This is a genomic window from Sphingopyxis sp. GW247-27LB, from assembly GCF_002277025.1.
Lineage (GTDB): Bacteria > Pseudomonadota > Alphaproteobacteria > Sphingomonadales > Sphingomonadaceae > Sphingopyxis.
The window spans coordinates 609,793-635,129 of record NZ_NIWD01000008.1 but is presented as its reverse complement, the minus strand read 5'-3'; the positions used below and the strand labels follow the sequence as shown (position 1 = coordinate 635,129).

Below are 25,337 nucleotides of genomic sequence, written 5' to 3'. Positions count from 1 at the left end.
CTCCGCCCGGTCCCTCCCCCATGCCGTTGCACGCTAGCGCTGCTGTGCTAACGAATCGCTATGACCAGTGCCGACCTGCTCGCCTCCGACTTCGCCACCCTGCCCGATCTGGTTCGCGCCCACGCGCAGGAACGTCCCGATGCCGTAGCGGCTGCCGATCCGTTTCGGCGCCTGAGCTGGTCCGAACTGGACCAGATGATCGACCGAATCGCCACGCGGCTTCAGCAGGATGGCTTGGCGAAGGGCGACCGCACCGCCATCGCCGGGCTCAACAGCGTCGAGCAGATCGCGGTCATCCTCGGCACGCTGCGCGCCGGCGGCGTCGCGGGGCTGATCACCAACAGCGCGACGGGCGAGCAGATGGCGGCGATGATCGCCGACACCGGCGCACGCCACCTCTTCCTCGACAGCGCCGCCTCGGTGAGCCTCGAAGGACAGGCCGTCACCGCCAGCGACCGGATCGCGATGGATGGCAGCGACGTCGGCGTGGCGCTGGGCGACTGGATGGCCCCCGAAGGCGCCACCCCGGTCGTCGTCGCGATCGATCCGCTCGACGGCTTCAACATCATCTATTCGTCGGGCACCACCGGCACGCCGAAGGGTATCGTCCACAGCCATGCGATGCGCTGGCAGCATATCCAGCGCGGCGTCCCCGCCTATGGCCCGGCGGCGGTGACGATCCTGTCGACCCCGCTCTATTCGAACACGACGATGGCGAGCTTTCTGCCGACGATCGGATCGGGCGGGCAGACCGTGCTGATGAAGAAGTTCGACGCGCGCGGCTTCCTCGAACTCGCGACGCGCGAGCGCGCGACCAACACGATGCTCGTGCCCGTGCAATATCGCCGCATCATGGCGCTCGAGGATTTCGGCCGTTTCGACCTGTCGAGCTTCATCATGAAATATTGCACCTCGGCGCCCTTCCCCGCCGCGCTCAAGGCCGACGTGCTGGCGCGCTGGCCGGGCGGGCTCGTCGAAATATACGGCATGACCGAGGGCGGCGCGGCCTTCATCCTCGAAGCGCATCAATTCCCCGACAAGCTCCACACCGTCGGCAAGCCCGCGCCGGGCCATATCGCCAAGGTGATTGACGAGGAGGGCAACGAACTGCCGCAGGGCGAGGTCGGCGAGGTGGTCGGTCGCAGCCCCGCGATGATGACCGGCTACAACAACCGCCCCGATGCGACCAAAGCGATGCACTGGCACGACGCCGACGGAAACCTCTTCTACCGCCACGGCGACATCGGCCGGATCGACGAGGACGGCTTTCTGACCTTGATGGACCGGGCGAAGGACATGATCATCTCGGGCGGCTTCAACATCTTCCCGAGCGATCTCGAGGCGATATTGGCCGCTGACGACCGCGTCGTCGAAGCCGCCGTCGTCGGCATGCCGAGCGACGAATGGGGCGAAACGCCGGTGGCGTTCGCGGTGCTGAAGGCGGGCGCCGACCCCGAAGCGGTGCGCGCCGAGTGCAACGCCAAGGTCGGCAAGACCCAGCGGCTGAGCGCGATCAAGGTCGTGGAGGAACTACCGCGCAGCCCGATCGGCAAGGTGCTGAAGCGCGAGTTGCGCGATGCCTATGCGGGGGCGAACGGCCGATAGCGACCGATAGCGGCCATACCTTCTCCCCTCCCTTCTAGGGAGGGGCTGGGGGTGGGTAGCCGCCGAAGGCGGCGTTCTTTCGTGGCTCGCTCCGCTCGCGCACCCACCCCTAACCCCTCCCTGAAAGGGAGGGGAATGGCTCAAATCCACCCCAAAGCGGCCGCCCAAAAAACGCTTTCCTACATTATCGCGCCGTGCCAGCCTCTTCTCCCATCGGCTCTTTCACTTCGTGGATACCACTGCGCCGCATCAAGGCGCGTCGGCGCCCCAAAAATTCCTCACGGGTATTATTATACCCGAGGGGAGTGACAAGTTTGACAACTTAGAAATAAAATTACGCGCCGCGGCGCGCTTCCTTCCCCGTCACCCCCGACTGGTCGGGGGGGACCCGCTTCTCGGGCGCGGACCGATTCGCTATCTGCCGGACGGGGCACAAAGCGACGCCCGCTCCCCACCCCCCAAGCCGACATCCAGCCGTGCTCTTAATTTACGCCAGCCCCGCCGCCTGAATGACCGCCAGCGCGCTGTCCAGCCGCGCGTCGCCTGTGCCCTCGACCCACGCCCAACGCAGCCTTCTGCGGTCGAGTTCGCCGATCGCCACGTCCATGAAGCGTCGCCGCGCCGCCTCGCTGCCGAAGAGACGCGTGCCATCCTCCTGCCATGGCAGGTCCATCGCGGGGACGAGATAGAGGTCGGCGGTGCCCTGCCACCGGTCGATCGCGGGCAGGCGGCGGCCGAGCAGCATGATCGCCCACGCCTGCGTCATCAGCGGGTCGGTGTCCGAAACCAGCCAGTCGGGCCGCTGCGCCAGCGCCGCCTCCGTCGCGGCCACATGGCCATCGAAGATTGCGAGCAGGTCGGCCTCGTCGAACTCGGTGCCGTTCGCCTCGGCATAAGTACGGCCGTATTCGGGGACGACCGGCGCGCCGAGCCGGGCCGCGAGGCGCGGCGCCAGCGTCGACTTGCCGGTGCTTTCGGCGCCGTGGAGGCAGATGTGCCGCGTCACGCCGGGGTCGCTCCAGCCGCGGCGGCGCGCCGCCATTCGATCAGGCCGGCGATCGAAATGCCGAGCAGCACGACATAGACCGCGCTCGTCGCATAAAGGCCCCGCCACGCGAACAGCGGGACCGCGATCAGATCGACGAGAATCCAGAGGAACCAGCTTTCGACCCGCCGCCGCGCGAGCAGGCCTTGCGCGGCGATGCTCGTCATCGCGATGCCGCCGTCGGCCCAGGGCGCCGCCGCGTCGGTGAAGCGGTGCATCGCCGCGCTCCACGCGACCCAGGCGATGATCGTCGCGAGCGCCCAAAGACTCCGCTCGCGCGGCGTCATCCAGCCGACCGGCACGCCGCTGTCGTCCTTTGCGCGCAGCCAGTTCGCCCATCCGTAGAGGTTGAGCGCGAAGAAGAAGCCCTGGAGCAGCATGTCGCTGTAGAGCTTCGCTTCATAAAAGACGAAGGCGTAGAGCGTCACCGCGACGAGCGCGAAGGGATAGTTCCATACGTTGCGCCGCGCGACGAGCGCGACGTTGATCAGCACCAGCGCCGCCGCCAGCCACTCGAGCTGGCTCATTCGCCCTTCCCCGTCCGCGGCCGTGTCCACAGCCCCTCGCGGCTGATCCGGCGCTGCGGCGGGCGGCGCAGCACCGACCAGCCGGCGCGCGCGACCCAGCCGAGCTTCGTGCCAAGCGAACTCGATGCGCGGTGATCCCAGGCATGGTCGCCGCGGCGGCGGACCTCGCGAGCGATGTCGCCATAGATGCCGGTCGCGGCGAGCACCGCCCAGCGGCTGCGCGGGCCGAGCTTGCGCGCCCCCCAGCGTGCCGATGCCTCATATTCCTCGGCCATTTCAGCGAGCCATTTCGCCATCACGGCAAGCCGCGAACGGAAGGCGGGGTGCATGTGCTGGCCGGGCGGGATGTCGAGTTCGACCAGCCATTCGTCGGGCAGATAACAACGGTCGGCGGCGGCATCCTCGGCAACGTCGCGCGCGACATTGGCGAGCTGGAAGGCGATGCCGAGGTCCGATGCGCGGTCGAGCGTCGTCTCGTCGCCGGCGTCGATCCCCATCACCAGTGCCATCGCCACCCCGACCGCGCCCGCGACATGATAGGCATAGCGGAGAAGATCCGCCTCGCTGCGCGGCCGCCAGTCGTCGGCGTCGAGTTCGAAGCCGGCGATGATATCGTCGATGACGCCGCGCGGGATGGCGATTTCGGTGAGCAGCAGGCCGAGCGCGTCGAAGGCGGGCTCGCCGGTCGGCTCGCCCGCGAACGCGCGGTCGGTCAGCGCGCGGATCCGCGCCAGCGCCGCCTTCGCGTCGTGGCCTCCGGCCATCGCCCCACCGTGATCCTGCCCGTCGACGAGATCGTCGGCGGCGCGGCACCAGGCGTAAAGCAGCCACACCCGCTCGCGCGTGATGCGGTCGAACAGCCGGCTCGCGAGCGCGAAGCTCTTCGACCCTTGCGCGATGCTGTCATGCGCGAAGCCGTGCAGGGCCTGTGCGTCATAGTTCATGCTCCCCTCCCGCAGGCGGGAGGGGCTGGGGGTGGGCGCGAGCGTAGCGAGCCCGACTGGCCCACCCCCCGGCCCCCTCCCGCCTGCGGGAGGGGGAGTTTCTTCACAAATCGTCGGCCTTCATGGCGAAGATCGGCTCGTGCGGCCGATAGGCCGCCATCTTGTCGAGCAGTTCATCGATTCCCGCATCGACGATCATGATTCCCGCGTGCGCGGGGCGGATGAAGCCCACGTCGATCATCTTGCGGTTGAAGGCGATCAGGTCGTTGTAGAAGCCCGCCGCATTGAGCAGCCCGACGGGCTTGGCGTGATAGCCGAGCTGCGCCCAGCTGATCGCTTCCCACAGCTCGTCCATCGTACCAACGCCGCCGGGGATGGTGAGGAAGCCGTCGGAGAGGTCGGTGAACATCCGCTTGCGCTCGTGCATCCCCGAAACGACGTGAAGCTCGGTGACGCCGCGATGCGCGACCTCGGTGCCGACCAGCGCGTCGGGGATCACGCCGATCACCTCGCCGCCTGCCTCTAGCGCCGAATCGGCGACAGCGCCCATCAGCCCCAGACGGCCGCCGCCATAGACGACGCCGATGCCGCGGTTCGCCAAGGTGCGGCCGACATGGCGCGCGGTTTCGATATAGACAGGATCGGCGGGGGTCGCGGACCCGCAATAGACGGCGAGGCGTTTCATCATGGAGGGCTTTCAAAAATTCCGTTTGGGCTGAGCCTGTCGAAGCCCCGTCCTTCTTCAAGCTTTGCAGGAAGAACGGCCCTTCGACAAGCTCAGGGCGAACGGGTTTGAGGTTCAAGCATCAACGCAGCCGTTGCCTTGGCGCTGCCGACGACCCCGGGGATACCGGCGCCCGGATGCGTCCCCGCGCCGACGAAGTAAAGGTTCGAAATCCTGTCGTCGCGGTTATGGGCGCGAAAATACGCGCTCTGGCGCAGCAGCGGTTCGAGGCTGAAGGCGCTGCCGAGATGCGCCGACAGGTCGCGGCCGAAATCGCGAGGCGTGTAGTGGAAACGGGTGACGAGATTGGCGCTGAGGCCGGGCAGCACGCGCCGTTCGACCTCGGCGAGAATCGCGTCGGCGAAGCGCTCCCCGAACGCGCCGTCCCAGTCGGCGGGCGCCTTTCCGAGATGCGCGACCGGCGCGAGCGCGTAGAAGGCGGCGTGGCCCGGCGGCGCCATGCCGGGGTCCGTGGCGCTCGGATGATGGAGGTAGAGCGAGACATCGCCCGGCACGGCGCCGCGCCGGTAGATGTCGTCGAGCAGCCCCTTGTAGCGCGGGCCGAAAAGAATGCTGTGATGCGCGATGTCGGGATAATCGCCCCTGATCCCGAAATGGACGACGAACAGCGAGGGCGACCAGCGTTTGCGCGCGAGCCCCTTGGCGACCCTGACGCCGCGCTTGTGATCGAGCAGGTCGCGATAGCTGTGCATCAGGTCGCCGTTGCACGCGACCATGTCGGCGTCCGTCCGCCAGCCGCTTCGTGTCGTCACCCCGGTCGCGCGGGCGCCCCGCGTTTCGATTTTCGTCACCGGATCGCCGAGACGCAACGTCCCGCCCAATCGCTCGAACAATCGCACCAGCCCCGCGACCAGCGCGTTGGTGCCGCCGCGCGCCCACCAGACGCCGCCCTGCTTCTCGATCGTGTGGATCAGCGCGTAGATCGCGCTCGTCGTCATCGGATTGCCGCCGACGAGCAGGGTGTGGAACGACAGCGCCTGCCGCAGCCGCACGTCGCGAACGTAGGACGAGACGATCGAATAGACGCTGCGCCACGCCCGATATTGCATCAGCGCGGGCGCGGCGCGGAGCATCGAGGCGAAGTCGAGGAAGGCGGCCGAGCCGAGCTTCACATAGCCCTCGCGATGCACCCCATTCGCATATTCGAGGAAACGCTCGTAGCCGTCGACGTCGGCGGGATCGAGCTTCGCGATTTCGGCGCGCAGCGCGGGCTCGTCGTTCGAATAATCGAAGGTCGAGCCGTCGGGCCAGTCGAGGCGGTAAAAGGGGGCGACGGGCACCAGTTCGACATCGGCCGCCATATCCTGCCCGCTGAGCGCCCACAGTTCCTCAAGGCACGGCGGATCGGTGATGACGGTCGGCCCCGCATCGAAGATGAAGCCATCGCGCCGCCAGTGATAGGCGCGCCCGCCGGGCTGGTCGCGCGCCTCGACGATGGTGGTCGCGACGCCCGCGGACTGGAGCCGGATCGCGAGCGCGAGGCCGCCGAAGCCCGCGCCGACGACGATCGCGCTGCGCGTCATCTCCAGTCGAGGTCTTTGAGCGCCGCGATCGCGCGGCCGACCGGCACCGGCGGCTTGCCGGCGAGCAGGCGCAGCTTGTCGCCGGCCCGCGAGCGCCCCGCATAGAAGCGCGCGATCAGGCCAGGCGGGAGGCGGTAGAAGCGCTCGAAGATGCGATAGCGCTCGTCGGGTGCGGCGGCGCGGAAGAGCATCGCGCCGAGCATCCGGTAGAAGCGCTGGCGCCGCCATCCGGCAGCGGCGCGTTCGCGCAGCAAGGCGGGAAGGTCGGGGCCGATCAGGTCGGGGAGCGCGACGGCGGTGCGGATCGCCTCGGGAAGCGAATAACCCGTCGTGGCGTGAAAGGCGCCGGCACGCACGCCGATGCGCGCGGTGCGATCGGACGGCGGCCAGTAGCGATCGAAGTCGCCCGCGATCACCACCGGCAGCGCACCGCTCTCCTCGCGCACGGCCTTCTTCGCGACCTTCCACCCCTGCGCCGCGGCATAGGCCTGGATGCGTTCCCGGATCGCCGCGAGGTCGAGGTCCGGCGCATCGCTGTAGCAGGTGTCCTCGACGAAGATCGTCTCCGCATCGAGCGGGAGCAGATAGACGAAGCGATAGCCGCCGAGCTGCTCGACGGCGGCGTCCATCACCACCGGCTGGGCCAATCCGTGCCCGCCCTTCACGCGCAGCGCCTGCCCGACAAATTTCTGCCAGCCGCAGGTCAGCGCCGACCCGTTCCCCGCGCCGCGCGCGTCTATCACATGCCGCGCGTCGAGCCGCCCGCCGGCGGCGAGCAGCACATGGTCGGGCGCGACGTGGAGCGCACGGTCGGCGATCAGGCGGTCGGGCAGCGCCGCCGCGACCGCCTCCGCCAGCGCCTCGCTGGTGATACTCTTGTACCCCATGCGCAACGTCCGGTGATGCCCGGGGAAGCGGACATGATAGGCCGGCCAGTGATGGCGGACGAGCGGTGTGACGAGCCAGCGGTCGCGCTTGGCGATGTCGCTGTCGAAGAAGGACCAGATGTGATTGCCGCCGACCGGCCCCGCCTCGACCAGCCGCACGTCGAGGTCGGGCCGTTTCGCCGCGAGCGCAAGCGCGGCGAGCCCGCCCGCGAGTCCGCCCCCGACGATGGCAATGTCGCAGCGCGAGGACGGGGTGCTGGTCATGCGACGGGCGTAGCCGAGGGAGAAGCGGCGGGGAAGACTCCACACCCGTTCGCCCTGAGCTTGTCGAAGGGCCGTTCTTTTTACACGACAGAGAAAGGACGGTGCTTCGACAAGCTCAGCACGAACGGAGTTTGGTGACAGGAGCGCGTTGTTCCGGCAGAATCTTCCAGTGCCCCACACCGCGCCCCTCATCGAATCCGCGACGCCCGACGATGCCCGGGCGATCGCGTCGATCTACGCGCACCATGTCGCGCGCGGCACCGCGAGCTACGACATCGAGCCGCGCAGCGTCGCGGCGACGGCGGCGCTGATTTCGGAGTATCGCGCCAGGGGTTGGCCCTTTCTCGTCGCGCGCGCGGCGGACGGCGGGGTCGCCGGCTATGCCTATGCCAGCCAGTTCCGCCCGCGCGCCGCCTATGCCTGGGCGTGCGAGGACAGCATCTACATCGCCCCGGCGCAGCAGGGCCGCGGCGTCGGCCGCGCGCTGCTCGACGCGCTGCTGCCCGCGGCCGAGGCGGCGGGGTTCCGCACGATGGTCGCGGTCATCGGCGGCGGCGAGCCCGCATCGGTCGCGCTCCACGCCGCTTGCGGTTTCGCACACGCCGGGCGCCTCGCCGGGATGGGCTGGAAGCATGGGCGCTGGCTCGACACCGTTTATATGCAGCGCGCGCTCGGCGACGGCACGGCGAGCCCGCCCGAATGAGCGCTGCAGCGGCCATCGCGCTCTCGGCGCTCGCGATGACGCTGATCGTCGGCGGGCGCTATCTGGTGTCGAGCGGCGCTTTCGCGCTTGCGACGCGGCTTCGGCACCCCCGCCTCTATCGCGGGCTGGGGCCGCAGATCCGGCGCGAGATCGGCTGGAGCCTCGCGAGCGCCGCCATCTACGGCATTCCCGCCGGCATCGTCGCCTGGGGCTGGCAGGCGCGCGGCTGGACGCGCGTCTACATCGACGTCGGCGACTATCCGCTCTGGTATCTGCCCGCCAGCCTGCTCGCCTATCTGCTGATCCACGACGGCTGGTTCTATTGGACGCACCGGGCGATGCACCGCCCCTGGCTGTTCCGCCGCGCGCATGCGGTGCATCACGCGAGCCGCCCGCCGACGGCGTGGGCGGCGATGAGCTTTCACCCCGTCGAAGCGCTGACCGGCGCGGTCGTCATCCCGGCACTGGTCTTCGTCATCCCCATCCATGTCGCCATGCTCGGCCTCGTCCTCGCGATCATGACGCTGATGGGCGTCGCGAATCATATGGGGTGGGAAATGGCACCGCGCGCGCTGGTGCATGGACCCGCCGGGCGCTGGCTGATAACCGCGACGCATCACGAGGCGCACCACGCCGCCTATCGGGGGAATTATGGGCTCTATTTCCGCTTCTGGGACAAGGCATGCGGCACGGATATCGGGCTTGGTTCTTTTGCCGCTGCTGATCGCCGCGAGCGCCCCGCCGCCGAGCGTTGAGGTCAGCATCACCGGGCTGCGCAGCACGAAGGGGCAGTTGCTCGTCTGCCTGACCACCAACCGCAAGGCGTTTCCCGACTGCAGCAAGGATGAGAACGCGGTGCGGATGGCGGTGAAGACCGCGGCCGCCGCGGACTTTGTTGTTCCCGCACCCGCCAAGGGCGTTTACGCGATTGCCGTCGTCCATGACGAAAATAGCAACAACCGGATGGACAAGGCGCTGTTCCTGCCGAAGGAAGGCTTCGGCTTCTCGCGCAATCCCGCGATCATCGCCGGCCCGCCGAGCTTCAAGGCCGCGAGCTTCGCAATCGACGGCGAGGCGCGGCAGGCGATCCGCATGAAATATATGCTGTGATCGCCCGCCGCGCTCGTCCCTGGCTCAGGCCAGAGCGGCGGTGACGATCACCTCGACCTTATAGTCGGGGGTCGCGAGGCGGACCTCGCCGGTTGCGCGGGTCGGGGCGTTGGCGCCGCCGATCCACTCTTCCCACACCAGGTTCATCGCGCCGAAATCGGCCATGTCGGCAAGCCAGATCGTCGCGGTCAGCAGGCGCGACTTGTCGGTTCCGGCCTCGGCGAGCAGGCTGTCGACCTGCGCGAGCACAGCGCGCGTCTGCGCGGCCGCATCCTCGCCCGGCGCGCCGACCTGGCCCGCGAGGTGGACGATGCCGCCGTGGATCACGGCCTGGCTCATGCGTGGGCCCGAATGAAGGCGCTCGATACTCATGACAATCTCCTTGGGTTCAGTGTGAATAGCGGTCGAGCCCCAGGCCCTCGGGGTCGATCGGCGGCGCCTCTCCGCCGATGAGGCTGGCGATCAGGCGGCCCGAGCCGCATGCCATCGTCCAGCCCAAAGTGCCATGCCCCGCGTTGAGAAACAGGTTCGAAATCGGCGTCGCCCCGACGATCGGCGTGCTGTCGGGGGTCATCGGACGCAGCCCGCTCCAGAAATTCGACGACGCTTCATTGTCGGCGGCGCCCGGGAACAGGTCGTTCAGCGAATGGCGCAGCGTGCCCTCGCGGCGCGGCGGGAGTGCGCGGTTGAAGCCCGACAGTTCGGCCATGCCGCCAACACGGATCCGGTTGCCGAGCCGGGTGATCGCGATCTTGTAGCTTTCGTCGAGCAGCGTCGAGACCGGCGCGCGTTCGGGATCGGCGACCGGCAGCGTGATCGAATAACCCTTCACCGGATAGATGGGGAGGCGCAGCCCCAGCGGCCGCAGCAGCGCGGGAGAATAGCTGGCGAGCGCGACCAGATAAGCGTCGCCGCGCAGCGTTCCCGCGTCGGTGTGGACCGCGGTGATGCGGTCGCCCTCCGTCTCGAGCCCCTCGATCCACGTGTCGTAGCGCAGCTCGACGCCCTTGGCGGGCAGAAGCGCGGCGAGCCTGTTCGTGAAGATATGGCAGTCGCCGGTCTCGTCGTGCGGCAGGCGCAGCCCGCCGAGGAAGCGGTCGCGCGTGGCGGCAAGGCCGGGCTCGGCGCCGATGCAGCCGTCGCGGTCGAGCAGTTCGTATGGCACGCCATAATTCTGCAGCACCGCGATGTCGCCGGCGCTCGCGTCGAGCTGCTTTTGCGTGCGGAAGAGCTGGAGCGTGCCCAGCGAACGCTGGTCATAGTCGAGACCGAGCCGGCCGCGCAGCGCGACGAGTTCGTCGCGGCTATACTCGGCGAGCCGCACCATACGGCTCTTGTTGAGCGCGTAGCGCGCCGCGGTGCAGTTGCGGAGCATCGCGAAGGTCCAGCGCAGCATCGCCATGTCGGGCCGCGGCTCGATGATCAGCGGCGCATGCTTCATGAACAGCCAGCGCAGCGCCTTCGTCGGGATGCCCGGTGCGGCCCAGGGCGACGCATAGCCCGGCGAAATCTCGCCCGCGTTGGCGAAGCTGGTTTCGAGTGCCGGCCCCGGCTGGCGGTCGACCAGCACGACCTCATGCCCCGCCTCGGCGAGATACCAGGCGGAGGCGACGCCGACGACACCGGCGCCCAGAACGATGACCTTCATGGATTTTCTCCCGGCAGGACGACCTCGGCGTTGCCGTCCTCGACAAAGATGCGCGCGTGACGCGCACCAAGCCGCGTCAGTATCTCATAAGCGATGGTGCCCGCATTGCGCGCGACATCGGCGAGCGATTGCGAGGGCCCAAGAAATTCGACGAAATCGCCCTCGGCGAGGTCGCCTTCGGCCAGCGCACCGATGTCGACGGTCAGGCTGTCCATCGACACGCGCCCGACGATCGGCAGCCGCGCGCCGCGGTGCCAGGCGCCGCCCATACCGCCGAGGCAGCGCGGCCAACCGTCGGCATAGCCGAGCGCAATCGTTGCGAGCCGCTGCGGCGCGGAAGCGACATGATCGAGGCCATAGCCGACCCCCGCCCCCGCCGCGACGGTGCGGATCTGGAGCACGCGGGCGTCGAGCCGGACGACGGGGCGCAACCCTCGTGCGTCCGGCCCCGGATCGACCCCGAACAGCGCGACGCCGGGACGCGCGAGATCGCCGTGGAAATCCGCCGGCAGGAAGACACCGCCGCTGTTGGCGATCGAAGCGGGCACGGTCGGAAAATGCGCGGCGAGCGCGCGAAATGCCGCAAGCTGGTTAGCGTTCGCAGCGCGGCCGGGTTCGTCGGCGCAGGCGAGATGGGTCATCAGCAGCCGCAGGTCGAGCTCGCGCGCCAGCGCGGGGTCGGCGGCGAGCGCGATGGCATCCTCCGCCGGCAGCCCGAGGCGCGACATGCCGCTGTCGACCTGCAACGCGGCAGGAAGCGTGCGACCGAGCGCGCGGGCGTGGGCGCGCCAGCGCGCGACCTGCGACAGTGAATTCAGCACCGGGACGGCGCCGGCGGCGGCGCACGCCGCCTCGCTTCCCGGGTCGAGCCCGTTGAGGATGAAGATCGTCGCATCGGGGCCGACCACACCTGCCAGCGGACCCGCCTCGCAAAGCTGGGCGACGAAGAAGGTGCGGCACCCTTCGCGGTGGAGCGCGGCGCCGACGCGCGCCACGCCCAGGCCATAGGCGTTCGCCTTGACCACGGCGCCGCAGCGCGCGGGCGCGACACGCTCGGCGAGCATCCGGTAGTTGGCGCGCAGGGCATCGAGGTCGATGTCGAGGCGGCTCGAACAGGCTTCGGCGTGAAGGGGCGGTTCCATCTCTCTTTCCTGGGCGAGAGATAGCGAATATTATCCCTAATATTTCGCCGATCTGCTATATAAATTGCCTAGTTTTCGCGATATTTTCGGCATAATCTGCGAACGATTGGAATTTTCCACATGCACGCGCTCGACGACGCCGACCGGCGAATCCTGACCCGCCTCCGCCTCGACGCGCGGATCACCAACAGCGCGCTCGCCGCCGAAGTCGGTCTCTCGCCCTCGGCCTGCCTGCGACGCGTGCGCCTGCTTGAGCAATCGGGCGTGATCCGCGGCTACACCGCGATCGTCTCGGGCGCGGCGCCCGACGAGGGAACGATCGCGATCGTCCAGATCGAGCTCGAGCGGCAGACCGAGGAATATCTCGTCCGCTTCGAGGCCGCGCTGCGCCGCCATCCCGAGATTCAGGAATGGTATCTGATGACCGGCGACGGCGATTATATCCTGCGCGTCCAGATCGCCGGGATCGACGATTATGGCGCCTTCCACCGCGATATCCTCTCGCGCCTGCCCGGCGTCTCGCGCATCACCTCGAGCTTCGCGATGCGCAGCCATCGGCGGATGTGACGCCGAAAGCCGATTGGCGATACAAACGCGCCCAAGGATCGTCTAAGGCAGCGGCCGTGACCGCATTTCTTCCTCGCATCACCGCTCTCGCCGACCGCCGGGCCAAGCTGTCCGCGCTGCTCCTCGGTCTCGTCTCCGCGACGGGCTTCGCGCCGCTCAACCTCTGGCCGCTCACTCTGCTCGCGCTCGCGGGCTGGATGGCGCTGATCGCGCGCAGCGGCGGGGGCTGGCGCGCCTTCGGGATCGGCTGGGCGTTCGGGGTCGGGCATTTCGCGCTCGGCCTCAACTGGATCGCTACCGCCTTCACCTATCAGGCGGCGATGCCGGCGTGGCTCGGCTGGGCCGCGGTGCTGCTGCTGTCACTCTATCTCGCGGTGTATCCGGCGCTTGCGGCGTGGGGGGCTTGGGCCGTCCAAAAGTTCGTCGCCCCCGCGAAGGCGGGGGCCGCTAGCGGTTTGTCCGGCGCCGATGGGCAAAGCCCGATTGCGGCCCCCGCCTTCGCGGGGGCGACGCTCTCCTTCATCCTCGCTTTCGCCGCACTCTGGACGCTGACCGAGTGGCTGCGGAGTTGGATGTTCACAGGCTTTGCGTGGAATCCGCTGGGAGTCATCCTCGCACCGACGGAGGTTCTGCCTCTACTATCGAAATGGATCGGCACTTACGGGCTTTCGGGTTTTGCAATCTATCTTGCAGGAGAACTCATAACGTTCGCGCAGCTTCGCCGATCGAAGGCGGCGCCTAACGTAAAGCTATACACGACAACAATCGTCGTTCTTCTCGTCCTATTCGCTGTGGCTCCGTGGGTTCGTCAGCCGGATCATCCTCTGGCCGAGCTCGGCACCATCCCCATCACCGTCGTCCAGCCCAATATCGGGCAGGAAGACAAATGGGAGGGCGGCAAGGCCGACGCCAATTTCGCCAAGCTCGCGCGGCTGACGGTGCCGAAGGACGGCGCGCCGCGCCTGATCCTGTGGCCCGAGGCGGCGATCCCCGACTATCTCGAAACCGGCTATCCACCCTTCTATTACGACCGCTCGCCCGCCGAGGCACGCGGGCGGCTGACCAGCCTGATGAACGCGCACGACCTGATGCTGCTCGGTGCGCTCAAGCTCGAACTCGACGGCACCGGCGAGGCGGTGGGCGCGCGCAACGCGGTGATGACGGTGCATGCCGACGGCCGTCTCGGCCCGCGCTACGACAAGGCGCACCTCGTCCCCTATGGCGAATATCTGCCGATGCGACCGTTGCTGTCGGCGATCGGCCTGTCGCGGCTCGCGCCGGGCGATATCGACTTCTGGCCGGGTCCGGGGGCGCGCACGCTCGACCTCGGACGCTTCGGCCAGGCGGGGTTGCAGATCTGCTACGAGATCATCTTCTCGGGCCAGGTCGTCGACCGCGCCCACCGCCCCGACTTCATCTTCAACCCGTCGAACGACGCCTGGTTCGGCGCCTGGGGCCCACCACAGCATCTGGCGCAGGCGCGGTTGCGCGCGATCGAGGAAGGGCTCCCCGTCGTCCGCGCGACGCCGACGGGGATCAGCGCGGTGATCGACGCCGACGGCCGCATCCTCGAATCGATCCCGATGCACCAGGCGGGGCGGATCGACACCCTGATGCCGCGTCCGCACGCCGCGACGCCCTTCGCGCGATATGGCAATGCGCTTTCGGTCGGTTTTGCGCTGCTGCTCCTCGCGCTCGCCATTGCCTTCCGGCGCCGTGGACGCTAACAGCACGGGCACATAAAGGTTCCTTTATATTCGATTCAGAAGGTCTCTCCATGCGCAACAGCTTCCTCTTCACCTCCGAAAGCGTGTCCGAAGGACATCCCGACAAGGTGTCGGACCAGATTTCGGATTCGATCGTCGACCTGTTCCTGTCGAAGGACCCCGAAGCGCGCGTGGCGTGCGAGACGCTGACCACCACCCAGCTCGTCGTGCTGGCGGGCGAGATCCGTTGCAAGGGCGTCTATGAGAACGGCGCCTGGGCGCCCGGCGCGCTCGACGAGATCGAAGCGACCGTCCGCAAGACGGTGAAGGACATCGGCTATGAGCAGGACGGCTTCCATTGGGAGACGCTGCGCTTCGAGAACAACCTCCACGGCCAGTCGGCGCATATCGCGCAGGGCGTCGACGAAAGCGGCGACAAGGACGAAGGCGCCGGCGACCAGGGGATCATGTTCGGCTATGCGTCGGACGAGACGCCCGACCTGATGCCCGCGACGCTCGATTACAGCCACAAGATTCTCGAGCGCATGGCCGCCGACCGCAAGGCAGGCACGGCGCCCTTCCTCGAACCCGACGCCAAGAGCCAGGTCACGCTGCGCTACGCCAACGAGCGCCCCGTCGAGGCGACCGCGATCGTCGTGTCGACCCAGCACGCCCCCGGCTATTTCTTCCACAATGGTGAGGGCGACGAGGCGAAATATGCCGAGCTGCGCGACTATGTGAAGGGCGTGGTCGCCGACGTGCTGCCCGCCGAGCTGTTGACCGCGAACACCGTCTATCACATCAACCCGACCGGCCGCTTCGAGATCGGCGGACCCGACGGCGATGCCGGGCTGACCGGCCGCAAGATCATCGTCGACACCTATGGCGGCGCGAGCCCGCACGGCGGCGGCGCGTTCAGCGGCAAGGACCCGACCAAGGTCGACCGTTCGGCGGCCTATGTCACCCGCTATCTCGCCAAGAATATCGTCGCCGCGGGCCTCTCGCGACGCTGCACGATCCAGCTTGCCTATGCGATCGGCGTCGCCGAGCCGCTGTCGGTCTATGTCGATCTTCACGGCACCGCGGCCGAGGGCGTGACCGAAGCGGCGCTCGAACAGCTGATCCCGCAGCTCGTCCGCCTGACCCCCAAGGGCATCCGCACCCACCTCGGCCTCAACAAGCCGATCTATCGGCAGACCGCCGCCTATGGCCATTTCGGCCGCCAGGCGAACGGCGACGCCTTCCCGTGGGAGCGCACCGACCTGACCGACAAGCTGAAGGCGGCCTTTGCCTGATTGGTATCCGGGGCGGCTTGCCGCCCCGGCCCCGTACCGCTAACGCGCGCGCCATGACCGCTTACAAGTCCGGCGACCCGACCACGCTCAACCGTCTCTATGGCCGCGCCAAGGGCAAGCCCCTGCGCGCGGGCCAGCAGGATCTGGTCGCCAATCTGCTGCCGCAGATCGCGGTGCCGGAAGTTGGCGAAGTTTCCGCGGAGCATCTGTTCGGCGACGACCGTCCATTGCATTTTGAAATCGGTTTCGGCGGCGGCGAGCATATGGCGGGGCGCGCCGACATGCTGCCCGATCACGGCTTCATCGGCGCCGAACCTTTCGTCAACGGCGTTGCGCAGGCGCTGGTCCACATCAGCGGCGACCATGGCGCGCACCCGCCCCTCGGCAATGTCCGCATCCATCATGGCGACGCGCTCGAGGTGCTGCGCCGTGTCCCCGACGGCGCCCTCTCCTTCGCCTATCTGCTCCACCCCGATCCCTGGCCCAAGGCGCGCCATGCGAAGCGGCGGATGATGAACGACGGCCCGGTCGACCTGATCGCCGCGAAGCTGAAACCAGGGGGCGAATTCCGCTTCGGCACCGACCACCCCGTCTATCTCGCCCACGCGTTGATGGTGATGCGGCGCCACCGCCACCAGTTCGAATGGCTGGCAAAGGATGCGAAGGACTTTCTCGTCCGACCCGGCGGCTGGCCCGAAACGCGCTACGAGGCCAAGGCCCGCGCGCAGGGGCACGAGGTCTGGTATTTCCGCTACCGGCGGCGCTGACTCAGGCGAGCCGGGCGCGCAGCGCCGGCGAAACCGTGGCGCCCGAGCGCTCCATTTGGTCGAGCGTCGCGAGCGCCATCGCGCGATAGGCGGGCAGCAGTTCGGACGAATGTCCGGCGATCGCGGCCAGATGGCCCGCGATCGTTTCGCCGTCGCCGCGCAGTAGCGGGCCGGAGAGCGCGGCAAAGCCGTGCGCCAGGCTGTTTTCCAGCGCCGCGCGAACGAGCGGCGCGAGCAGTGCGGCGGGGTCGTCCACGCCCGCGCTGCGCAGCGCCCCAAAGGACCCGTCGAGCAGGGTGACGAGGTGGTTCGCGGCATGGCACAGCGCGGCGTGATAGAGCGAGCGATGCGCCTCGGCGATTTCGACGCCGACCCCGCCGAGCCGGTGCACGACCTCCCCGGCAGCCGCCGTCGCCTCCGCGCTCGAGCCGGTGATCGCGAAGCGCGCGCCGGCCATGCGCCGCACCTCCTCTTGCGCGTCGCCGGTGAAGGTCATCACCGGATGGATCGCCGCGGTCAGCGCGCCAGCGCCGCGCAGCGGATCAAGTAGGGCCGCGCCGCTCCGCCCGCTGACGTGGAAGATGAAGGGCGCGTGGCCCGCCGGGACCGCCGGAATCATGTCGGCGGCGACCGAAGCGACTGCATCGTCGGTCACCGCGATGACGATCAGGTCGCTGGCCTCGACCAGCGTTTCGAGCCGTTCGGCGGCGACCGCCCGGCCGACCCGCCGAGCCGCGGTGCCGAGATTACCGGAGGAGCGGGTCCATAGCATCGGAGGCGCCGCCGAATGGCCGCCAAGGCCGAGCGCGAGCGCCTGCGCCACCCGGCCCGCGCCGACGATCCCGATTTGCCGATAGCCGTTCTGCTTCATCCCGCCCTTGTAGCGCGCTCGAATCGCTCCCGCCATCGCGGGTTGGTCGCTGCAATCCGGCGTATCCGGGGCACGGCAGGCCCGATGGGGACTCCTTGCGCCGCAACATTGGCACTAGGCCCGGTCGCGGGGGGCGACGGCAAGACGGGAGCAAGGACATGAACGCCCTTTCGACGCGAGACGACGACGGCAACGTCGCCAACGATGTGCACCGCGTCGAGCCCGGCGGGACGTCCGCCGACATGGCCCTCGGCCTTCAGCTTTGCCGCGCGAGCGCGCTGTCGCTGTTGCGGCTGCAGCTCGCCTTCGAACGCGGCGACCGAACCGCGGCGATCGAGGCGATCGACCGGCTTCATGCGATCGATGCCAGGATCGAGCGTCTCGTCGAAGACATGCCGTCCGCCGAGGACCCGAAGCTGAAGGCGATCGCCCGTCAGATATTGGAAGAGAAGATGGCGCTCGCCTTCGAAAAGCTCGCACTGGCAAGCGGGGTTAGCGGACCCGATCTCGCCTCGGCCCCGGCCTTCCTGCGCCGGGGGCCCGACGAGCCGCTATCGGCGGTCGCGGAGCCCGATATCGACGACGCGCCGCTGGAGGATTCCGAGCGATTCGGAGCGATCCGCACCTATGCACCGCGCGCCGCGCTGCTCGTCGCGCTCGCCGCGGGAACCGCGGGAGTGCTGGCGATCGCGCTCTAAAAAAAGATGGCCGGGGCGGTGGGTGCCGCCCCGGCCGACTGCAAGACCCCCCGTAACCGGGTCGCCTGGGTCAGAAGGAAATCCTTGCAGTCACGCGCGCACCATGGGTGCTGCGATCCGATGCCAATGTGCCCGAATAGGCCGCGCCGATGCTGAAGGCGCCGGTGCTGTAATCGAAGCCCGCTTCGACCTCGGCCGAATTGCGCGGGATCAGTAGGCCGGTGATCGCAAAGGGCGTCCCGCCGCCGCTGGCGAAGGCCGAGCTGCTCACCGCGGCGCGGTCACCGAAGGCCCGGTTCCACGCCGCCGAGACATAGGGCTGGAAGCCCGGCTCGCCGGCATTGAAGCGCGCCCGCGCACCGAGGCTGAGGAAGGTGGTTTCCTGCTTCGCCCCGGCGACCGCGAGCGCCGCGTTGCCGCCGGTTTCGACGAAGGCGTCGCTCTTGGTGCGGACATGCGCCAGCCGGGCGAAGGGGGTCACCGCCGCCTTGCCCATCGCGAGGTCATAGCCGGCCTCGCCAAAGATCTGCAGCGTGTTCGCGTCGCGGTTCGAGGTCAGCGTCTGCGCGAGCGGTGCGAAGGCCACCGAGCGGGTCGTGTCGACGTCGTGCCAGCCGTAGGCGAGCCCGAAGGCGCCGCGGAAACCCTCGCCGGTGCCATAGATCAGGTGCGCCGCCAGATATTTGCTGTCGGCCTTGGCCCGGTCGCCCCGGCCGTCGAGGCGGAAATCCGAGTTGCCGATCCCGGCCGAGAGCGCCGCCGCGAAGCCATTGCCGCCATAGCCGAAACCGGCGACGAGCCCCTTATGGTCGGTATCCATGTCGAGCCCGCCGGGCTGCGCATCGAAGTCGCCCCAGCCGCCGAACGCCGAGCCCCAGACGAAGGCGCCGCTTTCCTCGGGCGCGTCCATGCCCAGCAGCGCGTTGCGCAGGTGACGGCTGTCGTCGGTGAGCCCGCTCAGCGTGTCGGCGAGGATCTCGCCCGACAGGTCGCCATAGGCCGCCTGCGCGCCCGCCGCATTCTGGACCAGCAGCGCCTCGAACAGCGGATCGTCGACGCCGCGCGCCTGGATCGCCGCCGCGACCCCCGCCTGGTTGGCGCCCACCGCGACGTCGGCGAAGTCGATGTCGTTGCGATAGAGCGACAGCGTCACGGCATTGGGGCCGTAGCGCAGCAGCGGATCGAGGAAGGCGAGATCGCTCGTCACCGACCCGAAGGTCCCGGTGACACCGCCCGCGCCGGTCAGGATGATATAGTCGGTGCGCGGGTTATAGTCGCCGTCTTCGGCGAGCACCGCGACGCTCGCGGTGCTGGCGATGGTGACCGCGCCGGTCGCGTCGATCCGGTCGCCCTCGCCCGCCGCATTGACCTCAACCGCATAGATCGAACCCGCCGCGAAATCGAGGTCCCCCGCGACCGTCAGGCGGCCGATCGAATTGCCGGGGGCGATCGTGCCGCCGCCTGCGACGGTGGTCGTGCCGACCGTGCCGTTGCCGCCGAGCGTGCCGCCGTCGCCGACCGTCACCGGCGACGAGGCGATCGAGCCGTTGACCGCGAGCGTACCGCCGTTGACCGTGGTCGGGCCGGTATAGTCGCTGGTGCCCGTCAGGTTGAGCTTGCCGTCGCCTTCCTTGGTGAAGCCGCCGGTGCCCGAGATCGTCCCCGCGAACTCGCTGTTGTCGTCCTGATCGACGGTCAGCGTGTTGGCACCGATCTGGACGTTCGCACCCTCCTCGCCCGACAGGCCGCCGATCGTCTGGTCGTTGCCCGAAATGTCGAGTGAGCCGCCGCCGAGGCTGAATTCGGTCTCTGGGTCGATCAGCCCGCCGATGCGGACCGATCCGGCGAGGATGTTGGTGATGCCGTCGAAGCTGTAGTCGCCGCTGAAGGTCAGGATGCCCTCGCCGAGCTTGTCGAGGATGCCGCTGCCCGAGAAGGCGCCGAGGAAGTCGTAATCGTCCGAGCGGTTGAAGATGAAACGCCCGTCGTTGACGATATCGCCCGTGAAACTGCCCTCGGTTCCGCCCGCGCCGAGCTGGAAGCTGCCGTCGCCCGACGTGGTCACGTCGCCGAGCAGGGTTCCGGTGAGGACCAGCCCGCCGTTCGAAATCAGCGTGCCGCCGGTGTGCGCGACCGTGGCGGTGTCGACGGTGAAGACCGCCTCGCCGATCAGTTCGACCGTACCGGTGCCGGTGATCGACAGCTCGTCGAGCTGCGACACCACGTCATTCTCGCTGAAATTGAGCACCAGCCGGCCGTTGGTCGTCACCGCCGGGGTCAGGATCGGCGAGGAAAGTCCCTCGCCGTCGCCGAGATCGACCTCGTTGACCTGAAGCGCGCCGCCCTCGGCGATCGTGACATTGTCGAATTCGCCGACGACGCCAGCGGTCGTCCAATAACCCGCCGCCACTTCGAGCGTTTCGAAGCCCGTCGAGGTTCCGAGCTGCTGCGCCTCGGTAAGTTCGAGGACGTCGCCGTCGAGCGTCAGGCTGTCGACCCCCGCGCCCGCATCGACCGCACCGGTGATCGCGCTGCCGCTATGGAGCGTCACGCTGTCGTCGAAGGCGCCGAGCTGGACCGCGACGCCGTTCCCGCCGATGATCGAGCCGCTGTTCGTCAGCGTCACCGCGCCGAGCGAGGTGAAAGCAACGCCCGTCCCGCTCGCGATAGTGCCGCTGTTCGTCGCTGCCGCGCTGTCGACATCGAGCAGGACGCCGCCGTCGATCGTACCGCTGTTGACGAGTTCGCCCGTCTTGCCGTCGCTGTTCTGGCGGCCGATGACGATGCCGGTCTCTCCGCCCGAGATCGTTCCCGCGTTGGTGACCGAGGCGCCGCTCACCGCGAGAACACCGTAGCGCACCCCGGCGATCGTGCCGCCGGCTTCGTTGACGACGCTGCCGAGCATCGCTTGGCCGCTCGTATCCTGGCCGGCGAAGGCCTGGATGGTGATGCCGTCGGTCAGGTCGCCCGCGACGCCTTCGATCGTGCCGCTGTTGACGACCGAGCCGCCGCCGAACAGGCGGATCGCGTCGTTGGCGTCGCCGCGAATGGTACCGCTGTTCGAGATCTCGGCGCCCGTTGCCCGCGCTTCGAGCTGACCCGTCTCATCGTTGAAATAGAGCTGGGTGACGATGCCGTAGCCGGCGCCCGAAATGGTGCCGCTGTTCTCGACCACCGCATCCGCGGACTGGATCATCACGCCCGCGTCGGCCGGGGCGTCGCTGCCCTCGTAGGTTCCGTTGCTGCGGATCGTCCCGGCGTTGGAAAGCGCGAGGCTGCCGTCGCCGCCGGCAAAGACCCCGTGGGTACCGCCCTCGATCGTCCCGCCCGCAGCGTTGCTGATCGTCACGTCGCCGAGCGTCCCGTGGAACACGCCCGCGCCCGCGGCGCTGCTGATCGTGCCGCTGTTGTCGAGCGTCGCGGTTGCAAGGTCGCTGCCGAAGCCGACGCCATAGCCGTTGAGACCGTCGGCGCGGCTGCCCGTGATGCTGCCCGAATTGATGACGCTGGCGGTCAGCCCGCTGCGCTCGCCGCTGTCGAGCGCGGTGCCCTGGATGAAGAGGCCGCCGTCGCTGCCGGCAATGCTGCCCGCATTCTCGACGTCGCCGCCGCCCGACAGGATGATGCCGAAGCGATCGCCCTCGATCGTGCCGCCCGCGGCGTTGCCGACGAAGGCACCATAATCCTCGCTCGCCTGGTCGTCATAGGCATACATCGAGATGCCGTCGGCATCGGCGCGGCCGGTGCCGGCGATCGTGCCGCTGTTGGTCACGCTGCCCCCGCCGATCAGGCGGACGCCGTCGTTGAACTCGCCCGAGATCGTCCCGCTGTTGTCGACGGTGACGCCGACCGCGCGACCCTCGATCGCGTTCGTTTCGACATTGAAATAATAGGCGGTGGTGATGCCCGCGCCGGCGCCCGAGATGGTGCCGCTGTTGACGATCGTCGAGGGCGCGCCGACGATGGTGACCCCGCCTTCGGGGGACGCGTCGAAACCGTCGTAGCTGCCCTCGCCGCGGATCGTGCCCGCATTGACGAGGTCGATGCCGCCTTCGTCGTCATAGACGCCCATCGTCGCGCCGGTAATCGTGCCGCCCTCGGCATTGGTGATCGCGAGACGGCCATAGGACCCGTTGGCGACCCCGAAGCCGGTGCTGCCCTCGATCATGCCGCTGTTGACGAGCGTCGATGATTCGAGATTGCTGCCGAAGATGATGCCGGTGCCGCCCGCGATCGTCCCGCTGTTCGTCACCGACGCGGTTTTGCCGGTTTCCTCGGTGGTGTTGGTCTGGACATAGAGACCGCCCGCGCCGCCGGTCATCAGGCCGGCATTTTCGACCACCGCCCCGCCCGAGAGGATCGCGCCATAGCGATCGCCGCTGATCGTGCCGTCCGCGCTGTTGGTGAGGGTACCGAGCGCCGACACGTCCGAGATATCCTGCCCCTCATAGGCGAACATCGAGACCCCGTCCGCGCCCGCCGCGCCGGTGCCGGCGATCGTGCCGCTGTTGGTGACGCTGCCGCCGCCGATTAGGCGAACGCCGTCGTTGCTTTCGCCGCTGATCGTGCCGCTGTTGGTCACCGTGGTGCCGACCGCCAGGCCGACCAGTTCGCCGATCTCCTCGTCGAAAAGATACGCCGTCGTGATCCCCGCGCCGGCGCCCGAGATGGTGCCGCTGTTGGTCACGCTCGACGATGCGGTGCCGATGGTGATGCCCGCGTCGGGCGGCGCATCGAAGCCATCGTAAGCGCCCTCGCCGCGGATCGTACCCGCGTTGACGACGGCGAGCGTCCCGTTCGCGTTCGAATAGATGCCCGACGTCGCGCCGGTGATCGTGCCGCCTTCGGCATTGGTCACCGTCACGTCGGCGAGCGAGCCGTGGAGGACGCCGACGCCGAAGCCGCTGGTGATCGACCCGCTGTTGTCGAGGGTCGCGGTCGACATGTCGCTGCCGAAGCCGACGCCATAGCCGTCGCCGTTGCTGCCGCCGAAATCGCCGACGCCGCGAATGCTGCCGCTGTTGACGACGCTCGCGGTCAGGCCGCTGCGGTCCTCGTCCGGGTCGCTGTTGAGCGCGGTGCCCTGGACATAGACGCCGCCGTTCCCGCCGATGATCGAGCCCGCGTTGGCAACGTCGCCGCCGCCCGACAGGATGACGCCGAAGCGCTGCGCCGCGATCTCGCCGCTTTCCTCGTTGGTGACGAGCGCGCCATAGTCCGCGTTCGCCTGGTCGGTGTAGGCGAACATCGAGATGCCGTCGGCGCCGGCGTCGATCTGGCCGTAGATCGTGCCGCTGTTGGTCACGCTGCCGCCGCCGATCAGGCGGACGCCGTCGTCGCCTTCGCCGATGATCGTGCCGCTGTTGACGACCGTGGTGCCGGTGGCGAGCCCCTCGAGCTGGCCGGTTGCGGGATTGAAGTGATTGGCGGTGGTGATCCCGAAGCGCGTGCCCGAGATCGTGCCGCTGTTGGTCACGCTGCTGACGCCGCCCGAAATGGTGACGCCCGCGTCCGGCGGGGCGTCGAAGCCGGGATTGGCGCCGTCGCCGCGGATCGTGCCGGCGTTGGTGAGGTCGAGCGCCCCGTGGTCAGCGTGGACGCCCGACTCCCCCCCACCAATGATGCCGCCCTCGGCATTGACGATCGTCGCCGTGCCGTCGGCACCAAGATTGGTATAGATGCCGTCGCCGGTCAGCCCGCTGATCGAGCCGCTGTTGGTGACGGTTCCCGTGACGCCCTCGGCGCCGATCTCGTTCAGGATCGCGACGCCGCGCGCATTGCCCGCGATCTCGCCGCTGTTGTCGACGCTGCCGCCGTTCTGCAGGCGCACGCCGTCGGCATTGGCGCCCGAAATCAGGCCGCTGTTGGTCAGCGCGACATTGGTGGCACGATGCTCGGCGGTCTGCGGGGTCGGCTGGAACGCGTTGGTGGTGATGCCGAAGGTCGCACCCTGGATCGTCCCGCTGTTGCCGATCACCGCGTCGGCGGTGGTGATGTTGACGCCGGCGTTGGCGCCGCTGTTGATCAGCCCGGCGTTATCGACCGCGAGCGCCCCCGCGTTCGAGGTGATCGCGTGGCCGCTCGCGAGGATCAACCCGTCCTCGCCATTGTGGATGGTCAGCGTGCCGGTCGACTGGCCGACGATGCCGAGGCCGAGGCCGCTGATCGTGCCGTCGTTGTCGATCGTCGCGGCGTCGAGCGATCCGCCGGCGAGGAGGCCGAGGAAGCCCGAGATCGTCCCTTCGTTGTTGACCGTCGCGCTGCGCCCTTCCTGCTCGGGGGTCGCGGTCAGGATGACGCCGAACGGCGTGACGCCCGGGGTCGCCGGGTTGAATTGGCCGGTGCTGCGGATGGTCCCCGCATTGTCGATCGTGCCGCCGCCCGCCAGCACCGCGCCGAACGTCTGCCCTTCGATCAGGCCGGTTTCGCTGTTGGTGATCGAGCCGACGCCGGTCGCGTCGGGGTCGATCGCGTCGGGGAATTCGGAAATTGCGACGCCCACCCCCAGCGCGCCGTTGCTGCCGGTCAAACCCTGGATGAAACCGCCGTTGACGACGCTGCCGCCGCCGGTCAGCCCGACGCCGGTGCCCGATTCGGCCTGGATGGAGCCGGTGTTGGTGACGCTGGTGTTCGCGGCCCGCGCCTCGGGGGGCAGTTCGTCGTCATTCGCGTCTTCGCTGAAGAAATAGGAGGTCACGACGCCGTTGGCGGCGCCGCTGATCTCGCCGCTGTTGACGATGATCGAATTGGGCTGCGCGATCACCACGCCGCCGCTCGGCCGGCTCTGGGGGGTGCCGACGTTGTTGCCGTTGCCCCGGATTTCGCCATCGTTGGTGAGGACCACCGCGCCATTGTCGGCATAGATGCCGATATCGCTGCCGACGACGTCTTCGTCGGTCTCCGCTATCGTGACTTCCAGCGTCTCGGGCTGGTCGTTGTGAATGCCGAAGCTGTCCTGCGCCTGCGCCGGCGCGGCGAGATAAAGAGCCGACAGGCCGGCGATGGCGCTGGTGGCGAGCAGGCGGGACTTGGAAATGGCGGACATCGAGCAATCACTCCCCTCGGTGAAAAACGGGTAGGCGAAAGGATTGGCGCGGCGCCGATGCGCCTCGCCCATCCGTTCGACCTGTCTGTTGCGCCCCCGCGCCGATCAGGTCGGTGCCTGACCTTCGACGTTCTGCGGGTGGACTAAGTGTCGGATGCGGCCGGCGTCTACCCAATGTTTTTTGGGGTCGTTCCCGCCCCTTCGTCGCTGTGGACGGGCGAACGGCGGCTTTGCGCGCCATTCCG

General features: G+C 68.5%; 20 protein-coding genes. 9 read left to right on the top strand and 11 right to left on the bottom strand.

What is annotated here, in order from left to right; translation table 11 throughout:
• Positions 1–60 precede the first annotated feature (60 nt).
• Complete coding sequence (locus CD928_RS10520; protein ID WP_095387012.1) at positions 61–1,605, top strand: class I adenylate-forming enzyme family protein; 1,545 nt, start codon at positions 61–63, stop codon at positions 1,603–1,605.
• A gap of 487 nt (positions 1,606–2,092) precedes the next feature.
• On the opposite strand, the gene CD928_RS10515 is transcribed toward CD928_RS10520, so the two are convergent.
• From CD928_RS10515 to crtY, 6 genes are all read right to left on the bottom strand, one after another.
• Entirely contained in the window at positions 2,093–2,647 is a 555-nt protein-coding gene (locus tag CD928_RS10515; RefSeq protein WP_095387011.1) for an AAA family ATPase, read from the bottom strand.
• Entirely contained in the window at positions 2,608–3,177 is a 570-nt protein-coding gene (gene pnuC / locus CD928_RS10510) for a nicotinamide riboside transporter PnuC (protein WP_095387010.1), read from the bottom strand. Before pnuC ends, CD928_RS10515 begins: the two co-directional genes overlap by 40 nt.
• On the bottom strand, positions 3,174–4,121 hold the full coding sequence (locus CD928_RS10505) for a phytoene/squalene synthase family protein (protein ID WP_095387009.1): 948 nt from the start codon (positions 4,119–4,121) through the stop codon (positions 3,174–3,176). The genes pnuC and CD928_RS10505 overlap by 4 nt, the downstream gene beginning before the upstream one ends.
• Before the next feature lie 103 nt (positions 4,122–4,224).
• Positions 4,225–4,806: a TIGR00730 family Rossman fold protein gene (locus CD928_RS10500; RefSeq protein WP_095387386.1), complete on the bottom strand. Its 582-nt coding sequence runs from the start codon at positions 4,804–4,806 to the stop codon at positions 4,225–4,227.
• 92 nt (positions 4,807–4,898) lie between these two features.
• Complete coding sequence (locus CD928_RS10495; protein WP_095387008.1) at positions 4,899–6,389, bottom strand: phytoene desaturase; 1,491 nt, start codon at positions 6,387–6,389, stop codon at positions 4,899–4,901.
• On the bottom strand, positions 6,386–7,540 hold the full coding sequence (gene crtY, locus CD928_RS10490; RefSeq protein ID WP_095387007.1) for a lycopene beta-cyclase CrtY: 1,155 nt from the start codon (positions 7,538–7,540) through the stop codon (positions 6,386–6,388). Before crtY ends, CD928_RS10495 begins: the two co-directional genes overlap by 4 nt.
• A 169-nt stretch (positions 7,541–7,709) precedes the next feature.
• On the opposite strand from crtY, the gene CD928_RS10485 reads away from it, so the two are divergent.
• The 3 genes from CD928_RS10485 to CD928_RS10475 are packed head-to-tail and all read left to right on the top strand — an operon-like array spanning position 7,710 to position 9,353.
• Positions 7,710–8,243 carry a GNAT family N-acetyltransferase gene (locus CD928_RS10485; RefSeq protein WP_095387006.1) on the top strand — a complete coding sequence of 178 codons (534 nt, stop codon included), beginning with the start codon at positions 7,710–7,712 and terminating at the stop codon, positions 8,241–8,243.
• Positions 8,240–8,998, top strand: coding sequence for a sterol desaturase family protein (locus CD928_RS10480; RefSeq protein WP_095387005.1), 759 nt, complete (start codon positions 8,240–8,242; stop codon positions 8,996–8,998). Before CD928_RS10485 ends, CD928_RS10480 begins: the two co-directional genes overlap by 4 nt.
• Positions 8,946–9,353, top strand: a complete 408-nt coding sequence (locus tag CD928_RS10475) for a DUF2141 domain-containing protein (RefSeq protein WP_255247110.1) — start codon at positions 8,946–8,948, stop codon at positions 9,351–9,353. Before CD928_RS10480 ends, CD928_RS10475 begins: the two co-directional genes overlap by 53 nt.
• A 24-nt stretch (positions 9,354–9,377) precedes the next feature.
• Here the strand turns inward: CD928_RS10475 and CD928_RS10470 are convergent, their stop codons facing one another.
• The 3 genes from CD928_RS10470 to alr are packed head-to-tail and all read right to left on the bottom strand — an operon-like array spanning position 9,378 to position 12,143.
• Entirely contained in the window at positions 9,378–9,725 is a 348-nt protein-coding gene (locus CD928_RS10470; RefSeq protein WP_095387003.1) for a RidA family protein, read from the bottom strand.
• Between the two features lie 16 nt (positions 9,726–9,741).
• Entirely contained in the window at positions 9,742–11,001 is a 1,260-nt protein-coding gene (locus CD928_RS10465) for a D-amino acid dehydrogenase (protein ID WP_095387002.1), read from the bottom strand.
• Entirely contained in the window at positions 10,998–12,143 is a 1,146-nt protein-coding gene (gene alr, locus CD928_RS10460) for an alanine racemase (protein WP_095387001.1), read from the bottom strand. Before alr ends, CD928_RS10465 begins: the two co-directional genes overlap by 4 nt.
• A gap of 120 nt (positions 12,144–12,263) precedes the next feature.
• Between alr and CD928_RS10455 the strand changes: the two genes are divergently transcribed.
• Genes CD928_RS10455 through CD928_RS10440 form a run of 4 tightly spaced genes read left to right on the top strand, consistent with a single transcriptional unit; the run spans position 12,264 to position 16,478 of the window.
• A complete protein-coding gene (locus CD928_RS10455) occupies positions 12,264–12,710 on the top strand; it encodes an Lrp/AsnC family transcriptional regulator (RefSeq protein ID WP_095387000.1) in 447 nt (148 codons plus the stop codon).
• A 56-nt stretch (positions 12,711–12,766) separates the two neighbouring features.
• Positions 12,767–14,437, top strand: coding sequence for an apolipoprotein N-acyltransferase (lnt, locus tag CD928_RS10450; RefSeq protein WP_095386999.1), 1,671 nt, complete (start codon positions 12,767–12,769; stop codon positions 14,435–14,437).
• 50 nt (positions 14,438–14,487) lie between these two features.
• On the top strand, positions 14,488–15,711 hold the full coding sequence (gene metK / locus CD928_RS10445; RefSeq protein ID WP_095386998.1) for a methionine adenosyltransferase: 1,224 nt from the start codon (positions 14,488–14,490) through the stop codon (positions 15,709–15,711).
• Positions 15,712–15,764: 53 nt separating this feature from the next.
• Positions 15,765–16,478 (top strand): tRNA (guanosine(46)-N(7))-methyltransferase TrmB, encoded by a 714-nt coding sequence (locus CD928_RS10440; RefSeq protein ID WP_095386997.1) that lies wholly within the window; start codon positions 15,765–15,767, stop codon positions 16,476–16,478.
• A 1-nt stretch (position 16,479) separates the two neighbouring features.
• On the opposite strand, the gene CD928_RS10435 is transcribed toward CD928_RS10440, so the two are convergent.
• Positions 16,480–17,385, bottom strand: a complete 906-nt coding sequence (locus tag CD928_RS10435; RefSeq protein ID WP_255247109.1) for a Rossmann-like and DUF2520 domain-containing protein — start codon at positions 17,383–17,385, stop codon at positions 16,480–16,482.
• 122 nt (positions 17,386–17,507) lie between these two features.
• Between CD928_RS10435 and CD928_RS10430 the strand changes: the two genes are divergently transcribed.
• Entirely contained in the window at positions 17,508–18,047 is a 540-nt protein-coding gene (locus CD928_RS10430) for a hypothetical protein (protein WP_095386996.1), read from the top strand.
• A gap of 70 nt (positions 18,048–18,117) precedes the next feature.
• On the opposite strand, the gene CD928_RS10425 is transcribed toward CD928_RS10430, so the two are convergent.
• Entirely contained in the window at positions 18,118–25,092 is a 6,975-nt protein-coding gene (locus CD928_RS10425) for an autotransporter domain-containing protein (RefSeq protein ID WP_141237135.1), read from the bottom strand.
• Positions 25,093–25,337: the final 245 nt, after the last annotated feature.

What these genes read in the sequence shown, in the direction of transcription:
- CD928_RS10520 (WP_095387012.1), top strand. Translation starts at nt 61, where the DNA reads ATGACCAGTGCCGACCTGCTCGCCTCCGACTTCGCCACCCTGCCCGAT.
- CD928_RS10515 (WP_095387011.1), bottom strand. Translation starts at nt 2,647, where the DNA reads ATGGCGGCGCGCCGCCGCGGCTGGAGCGACCCCGGCGTGACGCGGCAC.
- pnuC (WP_095387010.1), bottom strand. Translation starts at nt 3,177, where the DNA reads ATGAGCCAGCTCGAGTGGCTGGCGGCGGCGCTGGTGCTGATCAACGTC.
- CD928_RS10505 (WP_095387009.1), bottom strand. Translation starts at nt 4,121, where the DNA reads ATGAACTATGACGCACAGGCCCTGCACGGCTTCGCGCATGACAGCATC.
- CD928_RS10500 (WP_095387386.1), bottom strand. Translation starts at nt 4,806, where the DNA reads ATGAAACGCCTCGCCGTCTATTGCGGGTCCGCGACCCCCGCCGATCCT.
- CD928_RS10495 (WP_095387008.1), bottom strand. Translation starts at nt 6,389, where the DNA reads ATGACGCGCAGCGCGATCGTCGTCGGCGCGGGCTTCGGCGGCCTCGCG.
- crtY (WP_095387007.1), bottom strand. Translation starts at nt 7,540, where the DNA reads ATGACCAGCACCCCGTCCTCGCGCTGCGACATTGCCATCGTCGGGGGC.
- CD928_RS10480 (WP_095387005.1), top strand. Translation starts at nt 8,240, where the DNA reads ATGAGCGCTGCAGCGGCCATCGCGCTCTCGGCGCTCGCGATGACGCTG.
- CD928_RS10470 (WP_095387003.1), bottom strand. Translation starts at nt 9,725, where the DNA reads ATGAGTATCGAGCGCCTTCATTCGGGCCCACGCATGAGCCAGGCCGTG.
- CD928_RS10465 (WP_095387002.1), bottom strand. Translation starts at nt 11,001, where the DNA reads ATGAAGGTCATCGTTCTGGGCGCCGGTGTCGTCGGCGTCGCCTCCGCC.
- alr (WP_095387001.1), bottom strand. Translation starts at nt 12,143, where the DNA reads ATGGAACCGCCCCTTCACGCCGAAGCCTGTTCGAGCCGCCTCGACATC.
- CD928_RS10455 (WP_095387000.1), top strand. Translation starts at nt 12,264, where the DNA reads ATGCACGCGCTCGACGACGCCGACCGGCGAATCCTGACCCGCCTCCGC.
- metK (WP_095386998.1), top strand. Translation starts at nt 14,488, where the DNA reads ATGCGCAACAGCTTCCTCTTCACCTCCGAAAGCGTGTCCGAAGGACAT.
- CD928_RS10440 (WP_095386997.1), top strand. Translation starts at nt 15,765, where the DNA reads ATGACCGCTTACAAGTCCGGCGACCCGACCACGCTCAACCGTCTCTAT.
- CD928_RS10435 (WP_255247109.1), bottom strand. Translation starts at nt 17,385, where the DNA reads ATGGCGGGAGCGATTCGAGCGCGCTACAAGGGCGGGATGAAGCAGAAC.
- CD928_RS10430 (WP_095386996.1), top strand. Translation starts at nt 17,508, where the DNA reads ATGAACGCCCTTTCGACGCGAGACGACGACGGCAACGTCGCCAACGAT.
- CD928_RS10425 (WP_141237135.1), bottom strand. Translation starts at nt 25,092, where the DNA reads ATGTCCGCCATTTCCAAGTCCCGCCTGCTCGCCACCAGCGCCATCGCC.